Annotated in this window: 19 protein-coding genes; 10 read left to right on the forward strand and 9 right to left on the reverse strand. The window is 54.3% G+C overall.

The window, feature by feature from the left end:
* Positions 1 to 25: 25 nt before the first annotated feature.
* Entirely contained in the window at positions 26 to 778 is a 753-nt protein-coding gene (locus tag O0S09_RS05505) for an acyl-CoA dehydratase activase (RefSeq protein WP_268922965.1), read from the reverse strand.
* Position 779: 1 nt separating this feature from the next.
* Complete coding sequence (locus tag O0S09_RS05510; protein ID WP_268922966.1) at positions 780 to 1,910, reverse strand: double-cubane-cluster-containing anaerobic reductase; 1,131 nt, start codon at positions 1,908 to 1,910, stop codon at positions 780 to 782.
* A 100-nt stretch (positions 1,911 to 2,010) separates the two neighbouring features.
* Between O0S09_RS05510 and O0S09_RS05515 the strand changes: the two genes are divergently transcribed.
* Together O0S09_RS05515 and O0S09_RS05520 are read left to right on the forward strand one after the other, a co-directional pair.
* Positions 2,011 to 2,901, forward strand: coding sequence for a class 1 fructose-bisphosphatase (locus O0S09_RS05515; RefSeq protein ID WP_268922967.1), 891 nt, complete (start codon positions 2,011 to 2,013; stop codon positions 2,899 to 2,901).
* A 3-nt stretch (positions 2,902 to 2,904) separates the two neighbouring features.
* Positions 2,905 to 3,744 (forward strand): fructose 1,6-bisphosphatase, encoded by an 840-nt coding sequence (locus tag O0S09_RS05520; protein WP_268922968.1) that lies wholly within the window; start codon positions 2,905 to 2,907, stop codon positions 3,742 to 3,744.
* 165 nt (positions 3,745 to 3,909) lie between these two features.
* Here O0S09_RS05520 and O0S09_RS05525 read toward each other — a convergent pair whose 3' ends face one another.
* Genes O0S09_RS05525 through O0S09_RS05535 form a run of 3 tightly spaced genes read right to left on the reverse strand, consistent with a single transcriptional unit; the run spans position 3,910 to position 7,003 of the window.
* Positions 3,910 to 5,148, reverse strand: coding sequence for an ABC transporter permease (locus O0S09_RS05525; RefSeq protein WP_268922969.1), 1,239 nt, complete (start codon positions 5,146 to 5,148; stop codon positions 3,910 to 3,912).
* Positions 5,141 to 5,821: an ABC transporter ATP-binding protein gene (locus O0S09_RS05530; protein ID WP_268922970.1), complete on the reverse strand. Its 681-nt coding sequence runs from the start codon at positions 5,819 to 5,821 to the stop codon at positions 5,141 to 5,143. The genes O0S09_RS05525 and O0S09_RS05530 overlap by 8 nt, the downstream gene beginning before the upstream one ends.
* Positions 5,822 to 5,824: 3 nt before the next feature.
* Positions 5,825 to 7,003, reverse strand: coding sequence for a COG1361 family protein (locus tag O0S09_RS05535; protein ID WP_268922971.1), 1,179 nt, complete (start codon positions 7,001 to 7,003; stop codon positions 5,825 to 5,827).
* Positions 7,004 to 7,198: 195 nt separating this feature from the next.
* Here O0S09_RS05535 and O0S09_RS05540 point away from each other — a divergent pair, with 195 nt between their 5' ends.
* Together O0S09_RS05540 and O0S09_RS05545 are read left to right on the forward strand one after the other, a co-directional pair.
* Entirely contained in the window at positions 7,199 to 8,194 is a 996-nt protein-coding gene (locus tag O0S09_RS05540) for an ADP-ribosylglycohydrolase family protein (RefSeq protein WP_268922972.1), read from the forward strand.
* Positions 8,191 to 8,685, forward strand: coding sequence for a tetratricopeptide repeat protein (locus O0S09_RS05545; protein ID WP_268922973.1), 495 nt, complete (start codon positions 8,191 to 8,193; stop codon positions 8,683 to 8,685). Before O0S09_RS05540 ends, O0S09_RS05545 begins: the two co-directional genes overlap by 4 nt.
* Before the next feature lie 69 nt (positions 8,686 to 8,754).
* On the opposite strand, the gene O0S09_RS05550 is transcribed toward O0S09_RS05545, so the two are convergent.
* Entirely contained in the window at positions 8,755 to 8,943 is a 189-nt protein-coding gene (locus O0S09_RS05550; RefSeq protein WP_268922974.1) for a hypothetical protein, read from the reverse strand.
* Positions 8,944 to 10,011: 1,068 nt separating this feature from the next.
* Here O0S09_RS05550 and O0S09_RS05555 point away from each other — a divergent pair.
* Positions 10,012 to 13,410 (forward strand): GLUG motif-containing protein, encoded by a 3,399-nt coding sequence (locus tag O0S09_RS05555; protein WP_268922975.1) that lies wholly within the window; start codon positions 10,012 to 10,014, stop codon positions 13,408 to 13,410.
* 359 nt (positions 13,411 to 13,769) lie between these two features.
* Here O0S09_RS05555 and O0S09_RS05560 read toward each other — a convergent pair whose 3' ends face one another.
* Positions 13,770 to 14,081, reverse strand: coding sequence for a hypothetical protein (locus O0S09_RS05560; protein WP_268922976.1), 312 nt, complete (start codon positions 14,079 to 14,081; stop codon positions 13,770 to 13,772).
* A gap of 237 nt (positions 14,082 to 14,318) precedes the next feature.
* On the opposite strand from O0S09_RS05560, the gene O0S09_RS05565 reads away from it, so the two are divergent.
* Genes O0S09_RS05565 through cca form a run of 4 tightly spaced genes read left to right on the forward strand, consistent with a single transcriptional unit; the run spans position 14,319 to position 18,380 of the window.
* Positions 14,319 to 15,566 (forward strand): serine hydroxymethyltransferase, encoded by a 1,248-nt coding sequence (locus O0S09_RS05565; RefSeq protein WP_268923042.1) that lies wholly within the window; start codon positions 14,319 to 14,321, stop codon positions 15,564 to 15,566.
* Positions 15,567 to 15,586: 20 nt separating this feature from the next.
* The gene (gene folP, locus O0S09_RS05570; protein WP_268922977.1) at positions 15,587 to 16,390 is read left to right on the forward strand and encodes a dihydropteroate synthase; all 804 of its coding nucleotides are present in this window, start codon (positions 15,587 to 15,589) and stop codon (positions 16,388 to 16,390) included.
* Between the two features lie 50 nt (positions 16,391 to 16,440).
* Complete coding sequence (thpR, locus tag O0S09_RS05575; protein ID WP_268922978.1) at positions 16,441 to 16,980, forward strand: RNA 2',3'-cyclic phosphodiesterase; 540 nt, start codon at positions 16,441 to 16,443, stop codon at positions 16,978 to 16,980.
* Complete coding sequence (cca, locus tag O0S09_RS05580; protein ID WP_268922979.1) at positions 16,977 to 18,380, forward strand: CCA tRNA nucleotidyltransferase; 1,404 nt, start codon at positions 16,977 to 16,979, stop codon at positions 18,378 to 18,380. Before thpR ends, cca begins: the two co-directional genes overlap by 4 nt.
* Before the next feature lie 16 nt (positions 18,381 to 18,396).
* Here cca and O0S09_RS05585 read toward each other — a convergent pair whose 3' ends face one another.
* Complete coding sequence (locus tag O0S09_RS05585; RefSeq protein WP_268922980.1) at positions 18,397 to 18,801, reverse strand: pyridoxamine 5'-phosphate oxidase family protein; 405 nt, start codon at positions 18,799 to 18,801, stop codon at positions 18,397 to 18,399.
* A 524-nt stretch (positions 18,802 to 19,325) separates the two neighbouring features.
* Complete coding sequence (locus tag O0S09_RS05590) at positions 19,326 to 19,784, reverse strand: YbhB/YbcL family Raf kinase inhibitor-like protein (RefSeq protein WP_268922981.1); 459 nt, start codon at positions 19,782 to 19,784, stop codon at positions 19,326 to 19,328.
* Between the two features lie 103 nt (positions 19,785 to 19,887).
* On the opposite strand from O0S09_RS05590, the gene tsaA reads away from it, so the two are divergent.
* A complete protein-coding gene (gene tsaA, locus O0S09_RS05595) occupies positions 19,888 to 20,754 on the forward strand; it encodes a tRNA (N6-threonylcarbamoyladenosine(37)-N6)-methyltransferase TrmO (RefSeq protein WP_268922982.1) in 867 nt (288 codons plus the stop codon).
* The last annotated feature ends 42 nt before the right edge of the window (positions 20,755 to 20,796 follow it).

The following is a 20,796-nucleotide window of genomic DNA, read 5'->3' on the forward strand; positions in this document are numbered from 1 at the left end:
CTTTTTTGAAAAGCAGGATCCTGTCTCAAAATCCCTTCAGTGCTGCACCGATTGCCCCGGCAAACTGTGCATCGGGAGAGGTAACCACCGGGCGACTCAGCCGTTCTTCCAGAGCAGTGCGAACCGCACTGCTGGCTGACAGACCGCCAGAGAGAAAGACAACATCTGCAACCCGTACGCGTGCCGCAAGACCTGCGGCCTTTTCGGCAGCGGAGGCGATGACGCCGGCAAGAATATCTGCACGGTTTGCCCCGGACGCCCGCAAACCGATGACCTCTGACTCGGCAAAGACCGCGCAGGTACTCGTAATCCGGACCGGAACCGCCCCTGTAACCGCAGCATCCAGTGTTGCAAACGTCTCGCCGAGGGTCTCAAGCATCATCTCAAGAAATTTTCCGGTTCCCGCGGCGCACTTGTCGTTCATAATGAAATCTGCAACAGCTCCGTTTTCCTCACAGACGATGACTTTGCTGTCCTGACCGCCGATGTCAATCACCGTTCGTACCGCAGGATTCAGGTAATGAACCCCCAGCGCATGGCACGTGATTTCGGTGACTGCCGCATCCGCGTCAACCGAGACGCGGCCGTAGCCGGTTGCCGTAATAAACAACTCTGATCGTGAAATCCCGTGTTTCTGCATGAGTTTACCGCACATCTTTTCGGTGAGTTCGCGCGTGTTCCAGCCGGACGGAACCATCGCGAGCCGGACAACCGCACCATCCTGCAGCAAAGCAAATTTCGTGTAACGCGAGCCTGCATCAATTCCCAGCGAATACATCTTACAGCATCTCCAGAAATGCAGACAGGCGGGTTGAAATCTGGCCGGTATCTGCACAGGAGTAGTCAGTCTCCAGATGCAGGAACGGGGTCTTTTTCACCCCGGACACATATCCGCGGAGTTTTGTACTCTCCGCGTTAAAGGTGTGGCAGGCAACCAGACCCATGTCAACCACACCGTCAACCCGGTACTCATCGATCTTTTTCCCGATGATCTCAAGCCGGGCGGTGTTTGGTGTCATGCAGGAGCAGGGGATTCTGATGTACTTGCGGGCGAGTGCATCGTAGACATCGGGATTTTCCTCGTCCACCAGGAGTTCGGCTGCCCGTGAGCCGATGCAGCCTTCAAGATATACGACCGTGCCTCCGGCGGCTTCTATTGCGTCGATGACTTTGACCGTCGCTTTGGTTACCGGAGATCCGGTGAGGAGAATACGTTTCAGGTGCCGCATTGGAACCGGCCGGGCGGTATATGTTTCTTTGAGGTTCTGAAGTTCTGCAAGTTTCCCGGCGGGTTCATATGAGCTCGTAACGGAGTTGAACATCTCAAATAATTCCCTGCCGGAAATCCGGGGCGGATCTTCTCTTGCAAGATGATACACATCTGCGAGCGCCAGCCGTTCTGCATTCTGTGCACGGATCTGATCACGCACCATCTCATCCGTGATGACTGCGCCAAAGATCTCTTCCAGCCGTTTTGCAAACTTTCTGAACTCGATCGTCAGAAGCGCGATGCTGTCCTCATCGATCGTCTGCGGGAGATGAATCACGTGCACCGGGATTTCTTCAGAGATGTACTCAAACATCTTTTTCTTGCCGTCGCAGGTTGTTTCGCCCACGATAAGTTTTGCAAAATGCGCGTAGGGGCAGCGGTCGCTCCGAAGCGATCCGTAACTGGACTTCACCAGCGGGCAGAAATTGACCGGAAGGTCAGTTTCTGCTGCGGGAATGGTGGTGTCCGTTCCGCCGCAGAGTGAGACGGGCACCGCTCCTGCGGCCCGGATCAGTTCGCGGGGAACAAAAGTACAGAACGTGCCGACGATGGGGTTCTCGCGGGAAAGCGCACGAACCCTCAGAAAATTTTTCCGGTGCTGTTCGGAGAAGGCGTCAAAGTCCGCGGGGAGATCGTTCATTGCTGTACTCATCCGCAAACAGCACATATAGTGCTTCTGTCTTACCGGTGATGTATCCCTTATTACCGTTCACGTCCAATATATACTCCAGTGAATATTCATGACGACCCTACAGGAATATCTCAAAAACTCCGGCGTATATGAAGATCTCAGCAAAATAATTCTCTTAATTGCGGATCAGGCGGCACCCATCCGTGCTGCGTTCATCAGCAACCAGAGTTATGCTGACTCAACAAATGCTTCCGGAGAGCAGCAGGCTGCAATGGACACCTGGGCCGATACGCATATTACCCGTGTCCTTGCAAAGAGCGGGCTTGTACATGCGGTCGCCTCCGAGGAACAGGATGACATCACCACATTCTCTTCATCGTCAAAATATTCGGTGGTGATGGATCCTCTTGACGGGTCTTCGCTTATCTCGGTGAACCTGTGCGTGGGTACCATTGTGGGCATTTACGACGGTGATGTGCTGCAGCCGGGAAAGAATCTGAAAGCTGCGTTTTATATGCTCTACGGGCCGATGACGACGCTTACGCTTTCGGTCGGGCGCGGTGTTGCGATCTTTGCCCTGAACAGCGACGGTGTGTATCAGCTGATGCAGGACAATGTGCAGATTCCGGAAGGAAATCTCTATGGTTCGGGGGGTCTCCGGACGGAGTGGCTGCCGGAGCATGCAGCGTTCATCGCAGATATTGAGGCGGCGGGCGGCAAGAACCGGTACTCGGGTTCGTTTGTTGCGGATTTCCATCAGGTGCTGAAGTACGGCGGGGTGTATGCGTATCCGCCGACGACGAAGTCGCCGGACGGAAAGCTTCGGCTGGTGTTTGAGGTTAATCCGATCGGATTTCTGGCGTCCCAGGCGGGAGGAGCTGTTTCCAATGGTGTTTCAAGTACGCTTGCGGTGGTGCCTGCACGGGTGCATCAGAGAACACCTATCTATGTCGGCAGCCGCGGCATGATTGCAGCAATCGAAAAAATTCACCATGCGTAACATATGACAACGACAATTTCCGTGTGTGCTCTGCCGCTCGGCGGTATTGCCGGGTCTGCGGCGATTTTTCCGGATGTCCTGCAGCGGGCGGCAAAGGTGTTAAAAGAGGCTGAAGGCTCACTTCTGACGGATTCGCTGGTGACGCATGTTGCCGACTGGCTGGTGATGGTAATGGTGCATGGAGAAGGCGGATCGTCACCGCTGGTTACGGCCCTGAAGGATGCAGCGATTGCGGCGGCTGCGGAGACGGCAGGAAAGCGGCGGCTGTTTTCCCGCAATGAAAAGCCCGTAATGTGCGGGTTGTCGTTTGCGGAGCGGGAGAGTGAACCGTTTGTGCTGTTTCTTGCCGATGCATCTGCTCCGAAGTTCTGGAACCCTGTTCTGCTTTCCCAGTTTGCCGATCCGTTTGCAACCCCTGCTCTTGCGGACGGAAACGGTTTTGTGTTCTGCACTGAGGATGCCGCAATGTTTCAGACGCCGCAGGATCTGCACCGACTGATTGCTGCGTCAAAGCGTTCCGCAATCGTGGGTGTCGCTGCTGATGCGGATACTCCTGCGGCATCCGCCGGTTCGGGCGTGGTGATGATCGCCCGTGCGGAGTGTCCGTACCCGACCACCGCGGAACTCTGCGGCGTGTTTGCCCGTCCCCGCGTCTTGCCGGAAGGGATACTCTGCCCGGTGAGTCTGTGTGACGGCAGGGCTGTGGTTCGCGGTGTTGTTCCCGTAGTGGCTCTTGGTTTTTCTGTTGCTGACGGGAAACTCTCCGGCCCGGTGGATCTTTTTGATAATCCAGCGTTTGATGCAGCACGGACTGCGGCGGGAAAACTTGCCGGATTTATCTAACCGGGGTTTTGCGGTGTGCTGTGGAACGGACCATTTTTTCATTTTTTATTCACTCCGGAAAAATCTCTCTAGGGGTTTTTATTCTGATTGATTGTGTACTGGCGAGGGGCAGGGTGAGAAAGAAAAGATTGGTACAAAATATGCAGGCGAACCTGCATATCTTTCTTAGTCCGAAGCCAGTGCATCCACCGGATTCAGATTTGCTGCCTTCCATGCCGGGTACAGACCCGACAGCAGACAGACCAGAATGCCTATCACAATGCCGTACGGGATGTAAATCAGAACCTCTGGGGCAAACATCAGACTGATGTTGCCAAACAGCAGGCCGATCACCAAGGCCGATGCACCGACACTCAGGATACCGCCGATCATCGCACCGATAAGACCGATGATCGCCGACTCATACAGAAACATCAGCAGTACCTGATTGCGGAGCGTACCGATACTGCGGAGAATACCGATCTCCCGGATACGCTCTTTCACGCTCATCAGCATCACGTTGAAGATGGCAACCGCTGCAACCAGCAGCGAAATGCCGCCAATGGCAACGAGGAAGAGCGAGATCATACCAAGCCCCTCCTGCATCATCTCTGCAAACTGCCGTGCATCGATAACAGACACCCGGTTGTCTGTGTCACGGTCGGCGCGTCCGTTCAGCCGCTTTTCAATCGCGGAGGAGATGGGGTCCAGATTATCCAGATTGCCGGTCTTCACCATTGCAGAACTGTAGAGATTGTGCGTGTTTACGATTGATTCATACCAGGTTGTCGTTCCAACAATTGCACTATCGGTGGAAAACGTCAGCGACATGCCGGTGTTTTCCAGAATACCCACAACACGCACAGCTTTCGTTGCACCGTTCTTGTCCGTCATCGTAAGCCGGCTGCCGATACGGAGATCATGGTCGTCTGCAAGCTTTTCGCCGATCAGAACTCCTTCTGTGCCGCGGGGAACTTTTCCACTCAGAATCGTCACCAGTTCGGGAATGTCGCCGGGTTTGAGACCATAGGTCTGGGCGCCAAATTCTTTGTTCTGGAACTTTACTACTCTTCCTCCCTGATAGAGAGGAATCAGCGAGTAGTCCGAGGTGACTGACCGGATCGCTGCTTCAATGTCGCGTATATCTTTTGAGGAGAGCCCGGTTACGGAGATGCCGTCCACCGTTTTCTCCTCATTCGATGTGATTGTCAGCGAGTTCGTTGATGATGACAGAAGCGACGTCATATCCGTTGAAAACGCAGCTCCCATCATGCCAAGCGAGGTAATCGCCAGAACACCGATGATAATGCCGATCATTGAAAGCATTGACCGCAGGAAGTTCAGACGCAGATTCCGCATTGACAGTTCAAAAATGATCGGGGAGACAATTTTATTGAGAGCCGATGCGTTCTTCTTTTTATTCATTCACAATTTCCCCGTCACGGATAACGATCGTCCGGTTTGCATATGTCGCGGTGTGCGGGTCGTGCGTAACCATGACGATGGTTCTTCCTTTCCTGTTCAGATCCTGAAGCAGAGCCATGATCTGTTCGCTCATCTTGGAGTCGAGGTTTCCGGTCGGTTCATCACAGAGGAGAAGCGCCGGATCGTTCGCAAGGGCACGGGCAATTGCCACCCTCTGCTGCTGACCACCGGACAGTTCAAACGGCGTGTGGGTCATTTTTGCTTCGTCAATGCCGACACTTGCGAGCAGTTCTTTTGGTCTGCCGGTATCATCGCGTTTGCCGTACTTGAGAATCATCGGATACTCGACGTTTTCATACGCGGTCAGAAGGCCGATTAAGTTGAACTTCTGGAAGATGAAGCCGATACGGTCGCGGCGGTGAATGGTCAGTTCGTCGTCGGTCATCTCTTTGACGCTGCGGCCGTCGATGTACATCTCGCCCATTGTCGGGACGTCCAGACATCCGATCATGTTCATAAGGGTGGACTTTCCCGAACCGGACGGGCCCATGATGGCCACGAACTCGCCCTCCATCACTGAAAACGTGACGCCGTTTAAGGCATGTACATCGCCTGCGGGCATGTGATAGACCTTATAGACATCAACGAGTTCAACAACCGGAACCTCGGACATGGTTTATTTCTTCCTTATGTCGTCAAGAAGTCCGCGCCGCCATGCAACCGCTGCACATCCTGCAATCAGGAGAATGATCACTGCGGCAACGATAATGCCGAGGGGAGAACCCTCGTTTGCAGATGTTCCGCTGCCGGAGATAACGGCACCCTGAAGCGTTACCTGAACGGTGGTGTCGTACGGGTTACCATCCGCGTCCTTGTAAGTGACCACAAGGTCCACGACGTTGGATTCCGGGTTGGTGAAGGTCACATCGAACTCGGCAATTCCGTCCGGTTCAAGCGATCCGACCACATAGGTTTCCATCGGGGCAGTTGGTGTTGCTTTGGCGGTTGTGACCATGATGGACTTTGCGTCTTCCAGTCCTGCGTTGTTGACGTCGCCGGTGACCTGATAGTAGGTTCCTTTGTTGGAAACCACGATGTTGTTTAAGACCATTTCGGCGCGGACTTTGCGTTCACCGAGTTCTACTGGAATCTGCACCGAGTTGGTGTGCAGGTTCTGGCCGTTCCGGTAACTTACGTCAAAGGAGATGTCGGTCGGTTTGTCCACGACGACGGTCAGGTTTGCATCGACATGCTGATCGGGATCGAGTTTTCCGACAAAGTAGGTGGTCTGTTTTGAGGAGACACCGTCACCGGTGACGGTGATCTGGATTCCGTTTAAGCTGTTGGCACGCGGGTTTCCGACACGGATGGTGACTTTTTCGTTCCGGCTCTGACCGAATGCGTCCGGCTGATCGATCAGGGCGACCGAGAGCTGGGTGTTGTCAACGCGGACGGCGAAGGTGTACTTGAGACTGGTCAGTCCTGCGTCGAGGAAGTCAAGGTAGAGCATCGGGTAAAAAGTACCGACTGCGCCGCGGGAGGTAATCGGGAAGGTGAAGGTCATTTCATCGCCCGGTCCGAGCATGCCGACACTGTTGTAGGCTTTGTCTTCGGAGGAGTATACTTCGTTTACTCCCATGATCAGCGCACGGCCGATGGAGACGGAGGTTGTTCCGGAGTTTTTGATGACTGCGGTTACGATTGCGGTGTCGCCCGGCATGAGGACTTCGGGGTCCATGGTCAGGCTGGTCACCGAGACCTGTCCGGTGACTTCTGCTGCCGCGGGAGCAGCAGCTCCGGCACACAGCAGGGTGAGGACGAGTGCTCCAATCAGGAAGGAGTGAGAGATTTTCATTATTGATTTACCTATTTTTGCGCGATTGTATAACCGCTTTTCCTTTGGAGAAGACGGTCTTTGATTCTGTCCGCTACCCATTTACTATACACCAGATTCATTTATCGTTTTTCGATAAATACTCGTCGTAACTCACGGATGTGTGCTGATCATTTCCCCGACAATCCTAATAGGGAGCAGGACAAACATTTCAGTATGAATTCCTGTACCTCTCGTGTTACCGGCTCGCTGGTCGGGGGGGCGCTCGGCGATGCGCTCGGCTATCCGGTGAAGTTCACGAGCTTCGATGATATTGAGAGGAAGTACGGAGCTGCTGGTCTTCCTGGATGTCTTGTGCCAAATCCGCACACGGGTTTGGCATGTTTTTCGGATGCAACACAGCTGACGCTGTTTACGGTGGAGGGTCTGATTCACGCGGCAAAGACGGGGACGGATCCGGTGAAGTCGGTGTACCGGTCCTATCTGCGATGGCTGTACACGCAGGACGGAGGTCTGGTTCAGCGTGCGGCAACGGGACTGCTTGTCCATCCTGAGATGTATGTTACCCGTGCACCTGCAGTAACAACGCTTGCGGCGTTGCATTCGGGTGCCATGGGAAGTGTGGAGATGCGGATTAATACGAGTAAATCGTCGGATGCAATGATGCGGACCGCGCCGGCAGGATATGTTGCGGCACCCCGGGAGGCACGTGTTCTTGGTGAGAGGATTGCTGCGCTGACGCATGGGCATCCGGACGGATACCGCGCCGCCGGTGCGTTTTCGGCGTTGATTTCTCATCTGGTTGCGGGGTCGGCACTTCCGGATGCAGCTTCTGTGGTTCTGGAGGAGACTGCAAAGCTTTCCTGGGGCGAGGAAACCGCGGCAAGACTTTCGGCGGCGCTTGTTCTTGCAGATGGGGATACTCTGGATACGGAGGCGGTTGCCATGCTTGGTACGGGAAAGACGGCGGAACGGGCGCTTGCGATCGGGTTGTTCTGTGCGCTCCGGCATGAGGGTAGTTTTACTGATGCGGTTCGTGCGGCGACAAATCACGGCGGGGATTCGAGTGTGACCGCGTCGGTTGCGGGACAGATTGCGGGGGCTTCTCTCGGACGCGGGGCCATTCCGGAGGAGTGGGTGAGGCTGCTTGAGCTTTCAGAGATGATTGAGGAGTACGGGACGCGCATCGGGTCTCTGCGGGGGATGCTATGACTGCGGCGGATGAGTTTTTCCAGAACGGGATGCAGGCGTATCTTGCCCGGAATTTTGCGGAGAGTGCCGAGTGGTTTACGAAAGCACTTGCCGAAAATCCGGAGAATGTGAATTACTATTATTACCGCGGGACGTCGTTTCAGGAGATGGAACGGTACGCTGAGGCGGTCGCGGATTATACGGCGGCGCTTGACCGGTTTTCCGGGTGTGTGCCGATTCGTTATAATCGTGCGGATATCTGCCGGAAACTTGGTCATGCTGATCGTGCGGCGGAGGATCTGACGTATATTATTGTCCATGCCGACCGGACGAAGGGTGAAGGACACTGGCTGGCGCTGGCGTATCTGAACCGGGGTCTTGCGCGGATTGATTGCGGGGATCTGGAACAGGGACTTATCGATTTCGGGAAGGCGGAGGCTCTTGCAAAGGAGCTGGAGGATAAGATTCTCCTTGCACAGATTGCTGATGAGCTGGAAAAAAGCGGGCTTTGAGGGTCTGCTTTTTTTCCATGAGTTCCGCGGGTGTGTCTGCGGAATTTCTTGGAAAAAAGTCCGGGGGATTTAGTCCCGGTGTTCGTGTGCGGTGCTGTGGTGGGTGCGGTCAAGCCATCTGTCCGCCAATGTGTAGAGGGGAAGGGCGAGGACGAGTGTGGCGAATGCGATGCCCTGTGCGGCGAGACCGATGATGAGGAGGGTGGTGAGGGTGTCCATGGTGATGTTTCTCTTTTTCTGGTGTGTTATTCTCTCCATGTTCCGGATCAACCGCTTTGTCCGAGCGGGTGAAGCTGAGGAAGTAGTTTTCGCCGGTTGGGTCGTGGATTTTGAGGCGGACGTTCTAGCTGTCTTTTGCGGTGTTGCGGTTTGCGGTTGTGTCTGTGCATGCGGGAAACGATCTGTCTTCTGGGGACTGTCTTCTGTCTTCCGGATGGTTGTCGGGGGATGCCTCCGTCGGAGGACGACGGAAAGAAAAGATGTCTGTTCCTTTTTCCCTTGTGAGTGGCGGAAACCGGGAAGACATCTGATGTTTGTTCCGGGTATGTTTTGTGGTGCTGAGTTCTGGTTCCGGGGTGTTCACCTCCGTGATTGGTGTGTCGTCCGGATCTATAACGTCCGGGGATGAATGTGATCTATCATCCCGTCAGTAGTTATAATTTTGGGGAAAAACGTGGGTTTCAGAGGTTTCTTCGGGGAAATTGTAACGAAGAACTATTTATACGCGATGATGTCAATAATCGCGAGTAAAAACAAATTATATATCTGAGATTATGCAGTCGCAATCCCTGCTGTTTTTGTGGTTTGTTCGCGCACCGGTTTCCCCATGGTTTCATCAAATATTGAATCCTGTTATAGTAGTATTTAGTACTATCCACGATATAATACTATCCCCAATTCATCTGAATATGCCCCGGCTTGTGCATTGGGGTAGTTTCCCGCATTTTTTGAAGAGAACGTCCTGAAATGAAATTTCGGGAGTATAGCTCAGGCATATTTTTTTGAGCCGCAAATTTTGTCTGATTTTTTGTGCGCACACTGCATATATGATGAAATTTCAATTAAGGAATTTTCCGCGTTATATCCTACTATAAAAGGATATAATCGGTAGCGAATGACGGCTCCGCCGTGCATGTCATCGCCTCTCTCCGATTCTGTCCTGTAGGATGTGGACATGACAGTAAAAAAGGATTTCGGGGGGATGCATTCCGTGCTCTCCTATGAAATGCGTGTGTGGCGGGAACATCAGCACCACCGCATACGTGATGCAGCAGGTACGAACACGCTGACGCTCCCCGATATTCAGGATATGCGGAGGGAGTTTTCATGATGTCCCGACTGTTTTCCATAATTCGTGCCGCCGATGCAGGTCTGCGGTCGCTGATTCCGGCGGGAAGAAGCCGGATGTGCCTCTTGTTTGCTGTTTTTTTGCTTGTGTGTATGTTGATGACGGGAGCGGTCAGTGCGGCGGGACCAAGCGGGAATTGGACGGATCCGGGAAATTATGATACTTCGTGGGCGGGTAGTGGTGACTTGGAGAATGACCCATACCTAATCGAGACCGCGAAGCAGCTTGCCGGTATTGCGGTGCAGGTGAACTCCGGAACTACCTATGGTGGAAAATACTTCGAGCTTAATGATGACATCGATCTGAGTGAACACTACTGGACACCGATCGGGAATACATCAGCTACATCCTTCCAAGGCACGTTCAACGGAAATGACAAGAACATCACGAACATGAATGTGACTCTTTCCTCCGCCATCGTCGCCGGTCTTTTCGGCAGGGTTGAGGGTGCGACGATCAAAAATGTAAGCGTGAGTGGTGCGGTAAGTGCCACCCTCACCGGCGCCTATTCCTCTGCAGGCGGACTGGCGGGGTATGTTTCCGACAGTATCATCACAGACTGCCACGCCGCCAGTACGGTAACCTCCTCCTCCCCCGTTGACAACATCTACTTATATATCGGTGGGCTGGTGGGGTCTGCCTCCGACAGTACCATCACAAACTGCCACGCAACAGGTAAGGTAACCGCTACCTATACTGAGGAATACTTTGTCTGTATCGGTGGTCTGGTGGGGCGGAACGACAACATTATTATCACTGCGAACTGCTACGCAACAGGGGCAGTAACTGCCACAGGCTTCATAGATGTCAATTTAGGAGGTCTGATCGGGTATTCCGAAGGTAGCAACGGCATCGAAAACTGCTATGCGACAGGGGATGTCACTGCCGACGGCCAATATGCCGGTGGACTGGTGGGGTATATCGAAGGCAGCATCACGAACTGCTACGCAACAGGTAAGGTAATCGCCTCCACCTCATATACCGGTGGTCTTGCGGGAGAATCCGAGAGCAGCGTCACGAACTCCGTTGCATTAAACCAGTGGATGAACGTGAGTAGTGATATTAGTTACTTTGGGAGATTCATCAGTGGATGTCCGACAATGGAAAACATCTATGCATGGCGGCACATGGAACTCAACATCAGCGGCAGCATCAGCTATCCTGTCTCCGAACCTGGCGGAAACAACGCTACCAACGCGAGTACGCTGATGATCTGGGGCAATCAATCATTCTATGAAGGTCTCGGCTGGACATTTGGTGACGGTGGAAACTGGACAATGAGTACCGATCCAGACTACCGGCTTCCTATTCTCGCATGGCAGTCCGGTGCAGCACCGGCAGGTGCGGATGCACTGCATCTGAACAAAACGCATGAAGTCTACGCGATTTCCGGTAACGGCGGAACGATTATTCCCAGCGGAAAATTGCATTATATGGACGGAAAATCTGTATCGTTCACTATCACAGGCACCGTTGGTTCGTTCACGGACAACGGAGCCAACATAAAACCAGAGATAACCGGCACCACATATACCATCCCGGATGTTGACAGGGATCACAGAATTGTCGCAAATATGCCTGAGGTAGGGGACGCGAAGATCATCCCCTACAACACTACTGTGGCAAACGTCACCTTCACGCTCAATACCAGCCTCGCTGGCGCAACCGGTGCATGGGTCAACCTCACCAACATCAGCAATCCGGCGGACATCAGCTCTAACCAGATTAGCGACGCAATAGCAGCAGGCACTCCAACCACCGTTCAGCTCACCGACCTTATACCGGGGCAGAGCTACCAGCTCAATATTACCCCGCTGAACATCACCCTTGGCGGAGTCCCGGTAATCTATACGCATGGCTCCTCCTACACCGCGCCGGTGCCGGAGATCCAGTTCGAGAATGCGACTACTGGAGATCCCATTGGTTCGCTTGACATCCTCATTGGTGATGCGGGTGTCGTCATCCGCGCAAACATCACCAATACCACGTATGGTGAACTCAAAAACGAAACCGTCAGCTGGATGTTGCAGGGCAATGAGTTTGGCAAATTCAACGAGGATGACAAATACCCCTATAACATCACCCTCAAGGCAACTGCGGCAGGCACGGGGGACATCACCGTCACCGTCAGCGGTTATGAGAAGAAGACACTTGCTCTCACCAGCAGCGCTCCCGTCACCTACTACCACGTCACCTACGACGGCAACGGCAACACCAGCGGTACTGTCCCGATCGATACGAGAGGCTACGCTTCGGGTGAGATCGTCACCGTCCTTGATAATACCGGTAATCTGGGCAAAACCGGACACACCTTCAACGGATGGTGGAACGGCAGCGCCCTCTTACATGGCGGTGACAAGTTCACTATTACGCGGGACACCACCCTCTCTGCGAACTGGACGGCAAACAAAACAATCGTCACCCTTGAAAACTACACCACTCCTACCAGTGGTACGATTACCTTCACCTACGATGAATTAGTTTCCGATATTACTCCGAAGCCAACAAGGAACGGTTACACCTTCCTCGGCTGGTACAACGAAACTACCGGTACGAATGGAACAGGCACGCAGATATTTGACAAAGACGGCAAGATACAAACAGTTGCAGGCTATGCGAACAGCACCGGTCATTGGAAAAACGACACCCGTACCATCACGCTGTACGCAAACTGGACCTCAACACCTCCCGTCCCGCCCGTACCCCCGGTCCCGCCGCAGCCGTCCGGCGACAGCGGCGACGGCTACAGCACAACCACCTCCGGAACTGTCAGCGGGACCGGAAAGGTAACCTTTGGCACCGTAACCGGCATCACCGGTGTATCCTTCGCCCCCGGCACCACCGGAACCGTCATCCTTGACAGCGACCCTGCAGGCGTCACCCCGCCTCCGGACAGCTACATCGTCATTGACATCACCGGCCCGGCCTTCGAAGGATATGCCCAGATAGAGTTCAGTGTCCCGGTCGCCCTCCTCACCGACCGCGGCCTCACGGTCTATGACGTTTCCCTCCGGCACTTCATCGGCGGCAAATGGGTAACACTCAGGACCCACTACCTCGGCGAAGAACGCGGCGCCGCAAACTACATCGCAGCGACGCAAACCTTCTCCCCGTTCGCCATCGTCTACGAAAAAGGCGGCGCAGAAATCATAGAATCTGCAACCCCCGAACCAACCGCCGCACCTCCGGAAAGCACAGCCATCAGACCGGAACCCGCCGAAACCAAACCGGCCGGCACCATCACAGTCGTTCAGACATCTGACGGAAACACCGGTGACCCGGCCTCCCTGCCAACCCTGACCCAGGCACCCGCACCGCTCTGCGGCGCACTCCTCGGCCTCCTTGCCGCAGGAGTCCTGCTGCGGAGAAAAGACTAAGAAGAGACAAACATCTCTTCTCCATCTCTCCTGGCCCCTCCGGCGGCACAGGACACCTTTCTCAGCCGCAGACAACTGATGACAAAGCACCTCCGGGATCCTCAAAAAAAATCGTAAACTCATGAATCCCGGAAAACCCGACCGGCCGCAACCAGTTCCGCTCCCACGCAGAATGGTATCCGCTAACGGCGGGGACCGTAGCATCCGGCCGGTTGCCCCGCATCATCGCAAAGAAAGGTGTCCGCCGACACCGGTGAACAAACCGGTCAGAATCGAAAAACGCTGCACACCCGCACAAACAACGCAAGAGCGGAATGACATTTCCGCTCCCTCCGGCACAGGTCTTATCCCTGTGCACTCTACAGACATTCATTTCCTTGTACGGCCGCAGCGGCGAAAATTCTGAAAAAAAACGGAATGCATGCAGGAGAAAACCTCTCTTGCATCACTCCGGAAAAAACAGGGAACCTATCATGATTAAAATCAAAGGAATCATCGCACTCATCAGTATCTTCCTTCTTTTTCTCTGCTTCTCCATCCTCCTCCTCCTCCTCATGCACTGAAGCACAGCAGAAAAAGAACCCGCATCCGGTAAAACCAGCAGGGGACCCCATCGGGATCGGGTTTTCTCTCCTCTCGCACACGGATCCCCGCAAAGATGCAAAAACCATTCGCCCCTCGCAAAAACGGAGATACCGGGGAAAGCAGCATCGCAAAACCCCGCACACCATTGACCGGAACCGTGGCTTCCTCTCATTCTCTTTCAAACCGCAGACTGCAACACACAAAAAAGCCGCCATCACCCCGTACAGCCCGCAAACATTTTTTCAAAAAAACCGGTGACCGAGACGGTTATATTATCCCATCGCCAATAATGGGATATGTCATTTCTCGCCCAGACAACAGATATGTCGTTTTTGCGGCAGTTTGATCCGGAAATCACTGATCTCATCAACAAAGAGTACAAGCGTCAGGTCGAAGGACTCGAACTGATCGCCTCCGAAAACGTCGTTGCCCGCGAAGTCATGGAAGCCATGGGGACCATTCTCACCAATAAATATGCAGAAGGATATCCCGGCAAACGCTACTACGGCGGCTGCGAATTCCACGACCAGATCGAAAACATCGCCCGCGACCGGCTCTGCCGGCTCTTCGGTGCCGAACACGCAAACGTCCAGCCGCACTCCGGCAGTCAGGCAAACGAGGCAGTATACCTCTCCTTCCTCAAACCCGGCGACAAAATCCTCAGCCAGAGCCTCAACAACGGCGGTCACCTCTCCCACGGCGACCCGGCCAACATCTCCGGCAAGTACTACGACGTCACCGCCTACGGCGTGAACCTTGACACCGAACTCCTGGACTATGCAGAAATCGAAGCACTCGCCCGTAAAACCCGGCCTGATTTAATCGTCTGCGGCGCATCCTCCTACCCCAGAGAAATTGACTTCAAAGCCTTTGCCGAAATAGCCGAGGATGTCGGTGCACGTTCCATGGCCGACATCGCCCACATCTCCGGCCTCTGCTGCACCGGCCTGCACAACTCCCCGGTTGGCGTCACCACCTACGTCACCTCCACCACGCACAAAACCCTCCGCGGCCCGCGCGGCGGTGTAATCATGTGCGGCAAAGAGTACGCAAACGCGATAGACAAAGCAGTCTTCCCCGGCATGCAGGGCGGCCCCCTCATGCACGTCATCGCCGCAAAGGCTGTCTGCTTCCGCGAAGCCCTCAGCAGCGAGTACAAAGACTACGCAAAGCAGGTCGTCAAAAACTGCAAAGTGCTCGCCCAGACCCTGATGGACAATGGATTCCGTCTCGTCACCGGCGGAACCGACAACCACCTCTGTCTCCTCGATCTCTCGGAACAGGGAATCTCCGGTCAGCAGGCAGAGGTTGCCCTCGGCAAAGCCGGCATCACGGTAAACAAAAACACCATCCCGCGCCAGCACCTCTCACCCTTTGAAACCTCCGGCCTGCGCCTCGGAACACCGACCATCACCACGCGCGGCATGAAAGAAGAGGAGTGCAAACAGGTGGGAGAGTGGATCTCCCGCGTGCTCCATCACATCGATGACGCCGGCCTGATTGCCGAGACCAAGGAAGAAGTTACCACCTTCTGCCTGCGCTATCCGCTCTACCCGGAGATTCGGGAGTAAAGGCACGCAGGCGATCTGAAATGGAAATCAGGATTAAAAATATCCGCATCGGAGGGGAAACCTCCCCGAAAATCATGGGAGTTCTGAACATCAGTCCCGAATCCTTTTTTTCGGACTCGTTCACCCCCTGTGATCAGGTTGTTACCCGTGTGGAAGAAATGATCCGCGAAGGAGCGGATATCATCGACCTCGGTGCCCGCAGTACCGCGCTCAACGCCCCGCCGCTGACGGTTGCGGACGAACGGGAACGGGTACTTACCGCAATGAAAGAACTTGACGGATACGGTGCAGTTCTGTCGCTTGACACCATGCATCCCGAAGTACTGGACGCCGCCCTGCACTATGATCTCGCCGCCATCAACGACATCAACGGTCTTGGAAATCCGGAATATGCAAAACTCGCCGCAGACTCCGGCCTGCCGGTGATTGCAATGGCAGCACACCGGCTCCCCGGCGACCCGTTGGACCTGGCAGGAACGCATGCTGCACTGCAGGAAATACTTGACCGTGCCGGGAAGTACGGCATTTGCAATCTTATTCTCGATCCGGGCATCGGTAAATGGGTTTCCGATCGGCCGCTTGCCGCGGACTGGGACCTCTGCCGGCAGTTCTCCGGACTGAAGCAGTATAACTGCCCGCTGCTCGCCGCAGTTTCCCGCAAAACATTCATCGGCGATTGTATTGGAAAACCGGCGCATGAACGTCTCTACGGAACACTCGGGGTGCTGTTCTACCTACTGGAGAACGGTGCGGATATTGTCCGCGTGCATGATGTGGGTGCGTCGCGGGATATTGTCCGGGTCTTTGAACAGCTCTGCCGGTAACGCGGAGCCGAAAACTCCTATTTTTCAACCGCCCATATACTTACCCATACATGGTGCGGACATTTATTGCAGTGGAACCGTCGGACGAAATCAAAGCCGCTCTTGCTGCCGCAGGACACAGCCTGCAGGGCACACCGGCACGGATAACTGCGGTGCAGGCTCCACTGATGCATATCACGCTCAGGTTCCTTGGCGAAGTATCCGAATCACAGATTCCCCCGATCACCGCGGCCTTACAGGGCATTCGTGCATCCCCCTATCAGATAACCGTCTCCGGTGCAGGAGTATTCGGCAGACCGCCGCGTGTCATTAAGGCTGAGATCGCAGACGACGGCGCGACCGCAGACCTTGCACGGCAGATTGATGCACTTCTGCTGCCTCTGGGTATTGCAAAAGATCCAAAACCCTTCTCCCCGCACCTGACCATTGCCCGTGTCCGGGACTACTCGCCTGCGCTTCTTCCCAGGATTGCCGCGCTGAAACAGCAGCCGTCCTTTGGCACCTGCACGATTGGTGAGGTGGTGTTCAAAAAGAGTACATTAACCCCGTCGGGACCCATATATGAAACAATTGCAGGAGTGAAGCTGTGACCAGAAATCCAATCGAAGCGGAGGTCTTAGCCCGCGTGCTCCCTACCGATGCCGAGCGCGCCGCAGCGCAGGAGATGGGAGAAAAACTCATCGCAGCAGTCTATGAAGCGGCAGGTGTCCCCGCGATGATGACCGGCTCGGTTGCCCGCGGTACCTGGGTAAAAGGCGACAAAGACATCGACATCTTCATGCTGTTCCCGCCGGAACTGCCCCGCGAGGAGCTGCAGGAGAAAGGACTTGCCGCAGCGTATGCGGTGGTGGAAAAGTTCTCCGGAACCGCGGAGGAAAAGTATGCCGAGCATCCGTATCTGAACGCGGTGATTGAGGGGTTCGATGTGGACCTTGTCCCCTGCTACCATGTTGCCTCAACCGCCGAGATGAAATGCGCTGTTGACCGCACACCATTCCACACCCGCTACCTTCTTCCCAAGATCGCCCCCCTCCGCGAGGATGTGCTTCTGCTCAAACAGTTTGCCAAAGGCGGAGGCGTCTACGGTTCGGATCATATGACAGGCGGATTTTCCGGGTATCTCTGCGAACTGCTGATTCTTGCGTACGGAGGATTTTCCGAATTCATGCAGGCGGCATCCGAATTCCGTTACGGTGAAGTCATCGATATTGAAGGATATTATCCCGACAAAAAGACCGTCCGGAAAAAGTTCTCCGAACCGCTGGTGGTGATCGATCCAACTGATAAGGACCGCAACGTTGCCGCCGCCCTTACCCCGACGCGGTTTGCGGAGTTCATGGAACTGGCGCGTGACTACTGTGCAGAACCAAGTCCGGTCTATTTCATTGCCGATTCTCCAACGCAGATGGGCAGATCCGAGTTTGCCGCTGTTTTGCAGCAGCGGGGAACCGCAATGCTTGCCATACGACTGAAAACACCCCCCTATGTTGCCGATACGGTCGTTCCGCAGCTGCGCAAGAGTATGGAATCGGTTCGATCCATGCTGGTCGCCGAAGAATTCCAGATTCACCGCGCCGAAGTTTCGATGGGAGCGGAAAACTCGCTGATTCTTTTTGAACTGCTCGTGGACCGGCTGCCGGAGATCGTTGTCCGCGCCGGTCCGCCGGTATGGAATCACGAAAATGCCGACCGGTTCGTGGACAAGTATCTGCTGCAGGAAGAGTTTGCCGGTCCCTGGATTGAGGAGGACCGCTACTACACCGAGGTCCGCCGCAAGTACACGACCGCTGCATCACTGCTTGCAGATTCGGCGAAGATTCTCTCCGGCTCTCTGGGAAAACATGTTCGTCAGGTGATGGAGGAATCGGGATATGAGGTACTGTCCGGAACGGATGTATGGTCGGCGGAGTTTTCCTTCTTCCTCTCCGCGTTCTTCGCCCGGTCGTCGCATGCGATTCGGAAACTGCGCGGAATCCGGCAGGAAAGGTAACCAAAATAAAAAAAAGTTATGCGATCTTCGAACCTGCTGCCGGTCCCGGCATGCAGGTGTAGATCTCTTTTACCACAAGTTTCAGCAGTTCTTTTTTGGGGAGTCCCGGCTTTTTTGCCTCCATCATCGCCATCATCTTCGCGTGTTCGGGTGTACCGGACTCGAGGGTTGCGTATCCTTTGAGCTGGATACAGTTGCCAATCTCACGGCTCCAGACAAGGAGTGCTGCCTGTGGGTTTTCCCGTACGTTTGCTGCGGTCTTGTTCATGAAGTTGTTTGCGATCCAGATGGTATCATCGTCCATTACCCACAGACCTCCCATCGGTGCGGCATTGGGTACTCCGGACTTTGATGCGGTGATCAGGTGACAGACCCCTACTTTTTCGATCTGCCCTTTTATCTCTTCAGTAATCAGTACCATGTGTGTATCTGTGCACTCTCCGCATGTCAACTTTGCGGAAATATACAATCCCGAAAAAACAGTCTATCTGCGCATGTCGGTGTTCCCGGAACAGTTCCCGGGAACACGGGTCATGGTGCCTGTGGCAGGCTCGATATCCGTATCGGATATCCGGGGGTGTCACACAGTTGTTCACAAACTCATCTGTTCATTAAACCAGTACACGGCAGGAAGTTAGTTCTTCTTTGCGTGCTTGCCGGTTGCCTTCGGTGCTTCGACTTTTGCGTCTGCAACCGGAGCTGCTGCCTTTTTTGCCTCTTTGTGTGACATAAATCTACATGTGCTTTTGGGGTGTATAAAGCTGTTTGTCGGGGCACGGAAAAATCGGCATACTGCTGCCTGTTTTGAAAATAACGAGAATTTGTTCCGCAAATCTATCCCGTATAATCCCCGGATTTACCCTCGCGCACCGATCATGTACAGCCGCGGCATATTTTCCGGTATTTTTCTGACAGATGCGGCACACCGCAAAAAAGAGAGGAGAGTCAGACGAAATAGGTTGACTCAAGACTTCCGTAGGCAATGGTGTTTCCATCGCGGAGTGATTCGATCACATCGTCCATTTTTGCATCCGCAGAGATTGCAATCGGCTCCGCACGACCGAAAACCTGGAACAGCATCCGTTCCTGACTGCCGAGTTTTGGCTCCGGACCGTGCCAGCCGTGTTCCCCGAAATCATTGATGCCCTGAACTGCGGGGAACGGAAATCCCGGTACCGGACCATGCTCGTATCCCGGCGGAATGTACCCTACCGAGGGAATGTTCCAGATTGACCAGATACACTGCATCTTTCCGTCGCCGGATTTGTTCTGTACAATTACTGCGATATATTTTACCTCTGCGGGTACACCGGTCAGTTCGATCTTCGGTGAGATGTTGCCGCCGGAAAACGTACTTGAAGGGGTAATACCGTTTGCTCCGAGGTGGATGGTTATCTGTTGCATACAATACACTCTCCTGAAAACCTAATAGAAGTATAGATTGGGGAAAAACTCCTCTTGTCCCAAATCCCCAGCAATAAATAGCAGGAGAGGCAACAGAAATCGTATGGACGAACTGACCATCTACACCGACGGTGCAAGCCGCGGAAACCCGGGAGAAGCAGCGGCTGCATGGCTGATTCTTCGGGGATGCGAGGTGCTGGAGTCCGAAGTGCGGGTTCTCGGGGTGCAGACCAACAACACTGCCGAGTACACGGCACTTCTGGGAGCTCTCGCCGCCGCAAAAAAGTACTGTGATCCGGCATCCGCAACACTCACTGTCTTCTCGGACAGTGAACTGATGATCTCACAGATGATCGGAACGTATGCGATGCGCTCAAAAACCCTCAGACCTCTCTATGACGAAGCAGTACAGGCCGCATCCGTCTACGCAGAGGTGGTGTATGTGCATGTTCCGCGGGAAAATGCGTACATCGGATCCTGCGACTGGCTGTGCAACAACGCGCTTGACACGCTTGCAGCAGAAAAAAATGCCGCGAAACATCAGAAACGCTGCGGCCCCATTGAATGCAGACCTATCGGTATTGTTCACTCACCTTTTTCCGAACGAAAGGATGCCCCTCATCAGGGAAGACATACGGACAAACTCAGCACAATTGAGATATACCCCGAGTATTCCGACGGACTTCTGGGGCTGTCTGAAGGCGATCCGGTATTCATTCTCTGCTGGTTTGATCGATCCGAACGCGACATTCTGCAGGTTGTTCCCCACGGAGGGCGCCGGGAACTGACCGGTGTATTTGCAACCCGTGCGCCGGTTCGGCCTAATCCGATCTCTCTGACGCTGGTAACGATCGTTTCCGTCACCCAAACCCGCATCACGGTGCGGGGTCTTGAGGCTATTGATGAAACGCCGGTATTGGACATAAAACCCTATTACGAAGGAATTGATGTCCCGGATACCCGCGGGTGAATGGATTTTTTCTCCCACGCCAAATTCGCAAAGGATATACTC

The organism is Methanocorpusculum vombati (genome assembly GCF_026891935.1).
GTDB classification, from domain to species: Archaea; Halobacteriota; Methanomicrobia; order Methanomicrobiales; family Methanocorpusculaceae; genus Methanocorpusculum; species Methanocorpusculum vombati.

Coding starts and splice junctions, on each gene's coding strand:
- O0S09_RS05525 (WP_268922969.1), bottom strand. CDS start 5,148: ATGAATAAAAAGAAGAACGCATCGGCTCTCAATAAAATTGTCTCCCCG.
- O0S09_RS05555 (WP_268922975.1), top strand. CDS start 10,012: ATGATGTCCCGACTGTTTTCCATAATTCGTGCCGCCGATGCAGGTCTG.
- O0S09_RS05505 (WP_268922965.1), bottom strand. CDS start 778: ATGTATTCGCTGGGAATTGATGCAGGCTCGCGTTACACGAAATTTGCT.
- tsaA (WP_268922982.1), top strand. CDS start 19,888: ATGGACGAACTGACCATCTACACCGACGGTGCAAGCCGCGGAAACCCG.
- O0S09_RS05585 (WP_268922980.1), bottom strand. CDS start 18,801: ATGGTACTGATTACTGAAGAGATAAAAGGGCAGATCGAAAAAGTAGGG.
- O0S09_RS05515 (WP_268922967.1), top strand. CDS start 2,011: ATGACGACCCTACAGGAATATCTCAAAAACTCCGGCGTATATGAAGAT.
- thpR (WP_268922978.1), top strand. CDS start 16,441: ATGGTGCGGACATTTATTGCAGTGGAACCGTCGGACGAAATCAAAGCC.
- O0S09_RS05545 (WP_268922973.1), top strand. CDS start 8,191: ATGACTGCGGCGGATGAGTTTTTCCAGAACGGGATGCAGGCGTATCTT.
- O0S09_RS05590 (WP_268922981.1), bottom strand. CDS start 19,784: ATGCAACAGATAACCATCCACCTCGGAGCAAACGGTATTACCCCTTCA.
- O0S09_RS05550 (WP_268922974.1), bottom strand. CDS start 8,943: ATGGAGAGAATAACACACCAGAAAAAGAGAAACATCACCATGGACACC.
- O0S09_RS05560 (WP_268922976.1), bottom strand. CDS start 14,081: ATGGTTTTTGCATCTTTGCGGGGATCCGTGTGCGAGAGGAGAGAAAAC.
- O0S09_RS05510 (WP_268922966.1), bottom strand. CDS start 1,910: ATGAACGATCTCCCCGCGGACTTTGACGCCTTCTCCGAACAGCACCGG.
- O0S09_RS05540 (WP_268922972.1), top strand. CDS start 7,199: ATGAATTCCTGTACCTCTCGTGTTACCGGCTCGCTGGTCGGGGGGGCG.
- folP (WP_268922977.1), top strand. CDS start 15,587: ATGGAAATCAGGATTAAAAATATCCGCATCGGAGGGGAAACCTCCCCG.
- O0S09_RS05520 (WP_268922968.1), top strand. CDS start 2,905: ATGACAACGACAATTTCCGTGTGTGCTCTGCCGCTCGGCGGTATTGCC.
- O0S09_RS05535 (WP_268922971.1), bottom strand. CDS start 7,003: ATGAAAATCTCTCACTCCTTCCTGATTGGAGCACTCGTCCTCACCCTG.
- O0S09_RS05565 (WP_268923042.1), top strand. CDS start 14,319: ATGTCGTTTTTGCGGCAGTTTGATCCGGAAATCACTGATCTCATCAAC.
- O0S09_RS05530 (WP_268922970.1), bottom strand. CDS start 5,821: ATGTCCGAGGTTCCGGTTGTTGAACTCGTTGATGTCTATAAGGTCTAT.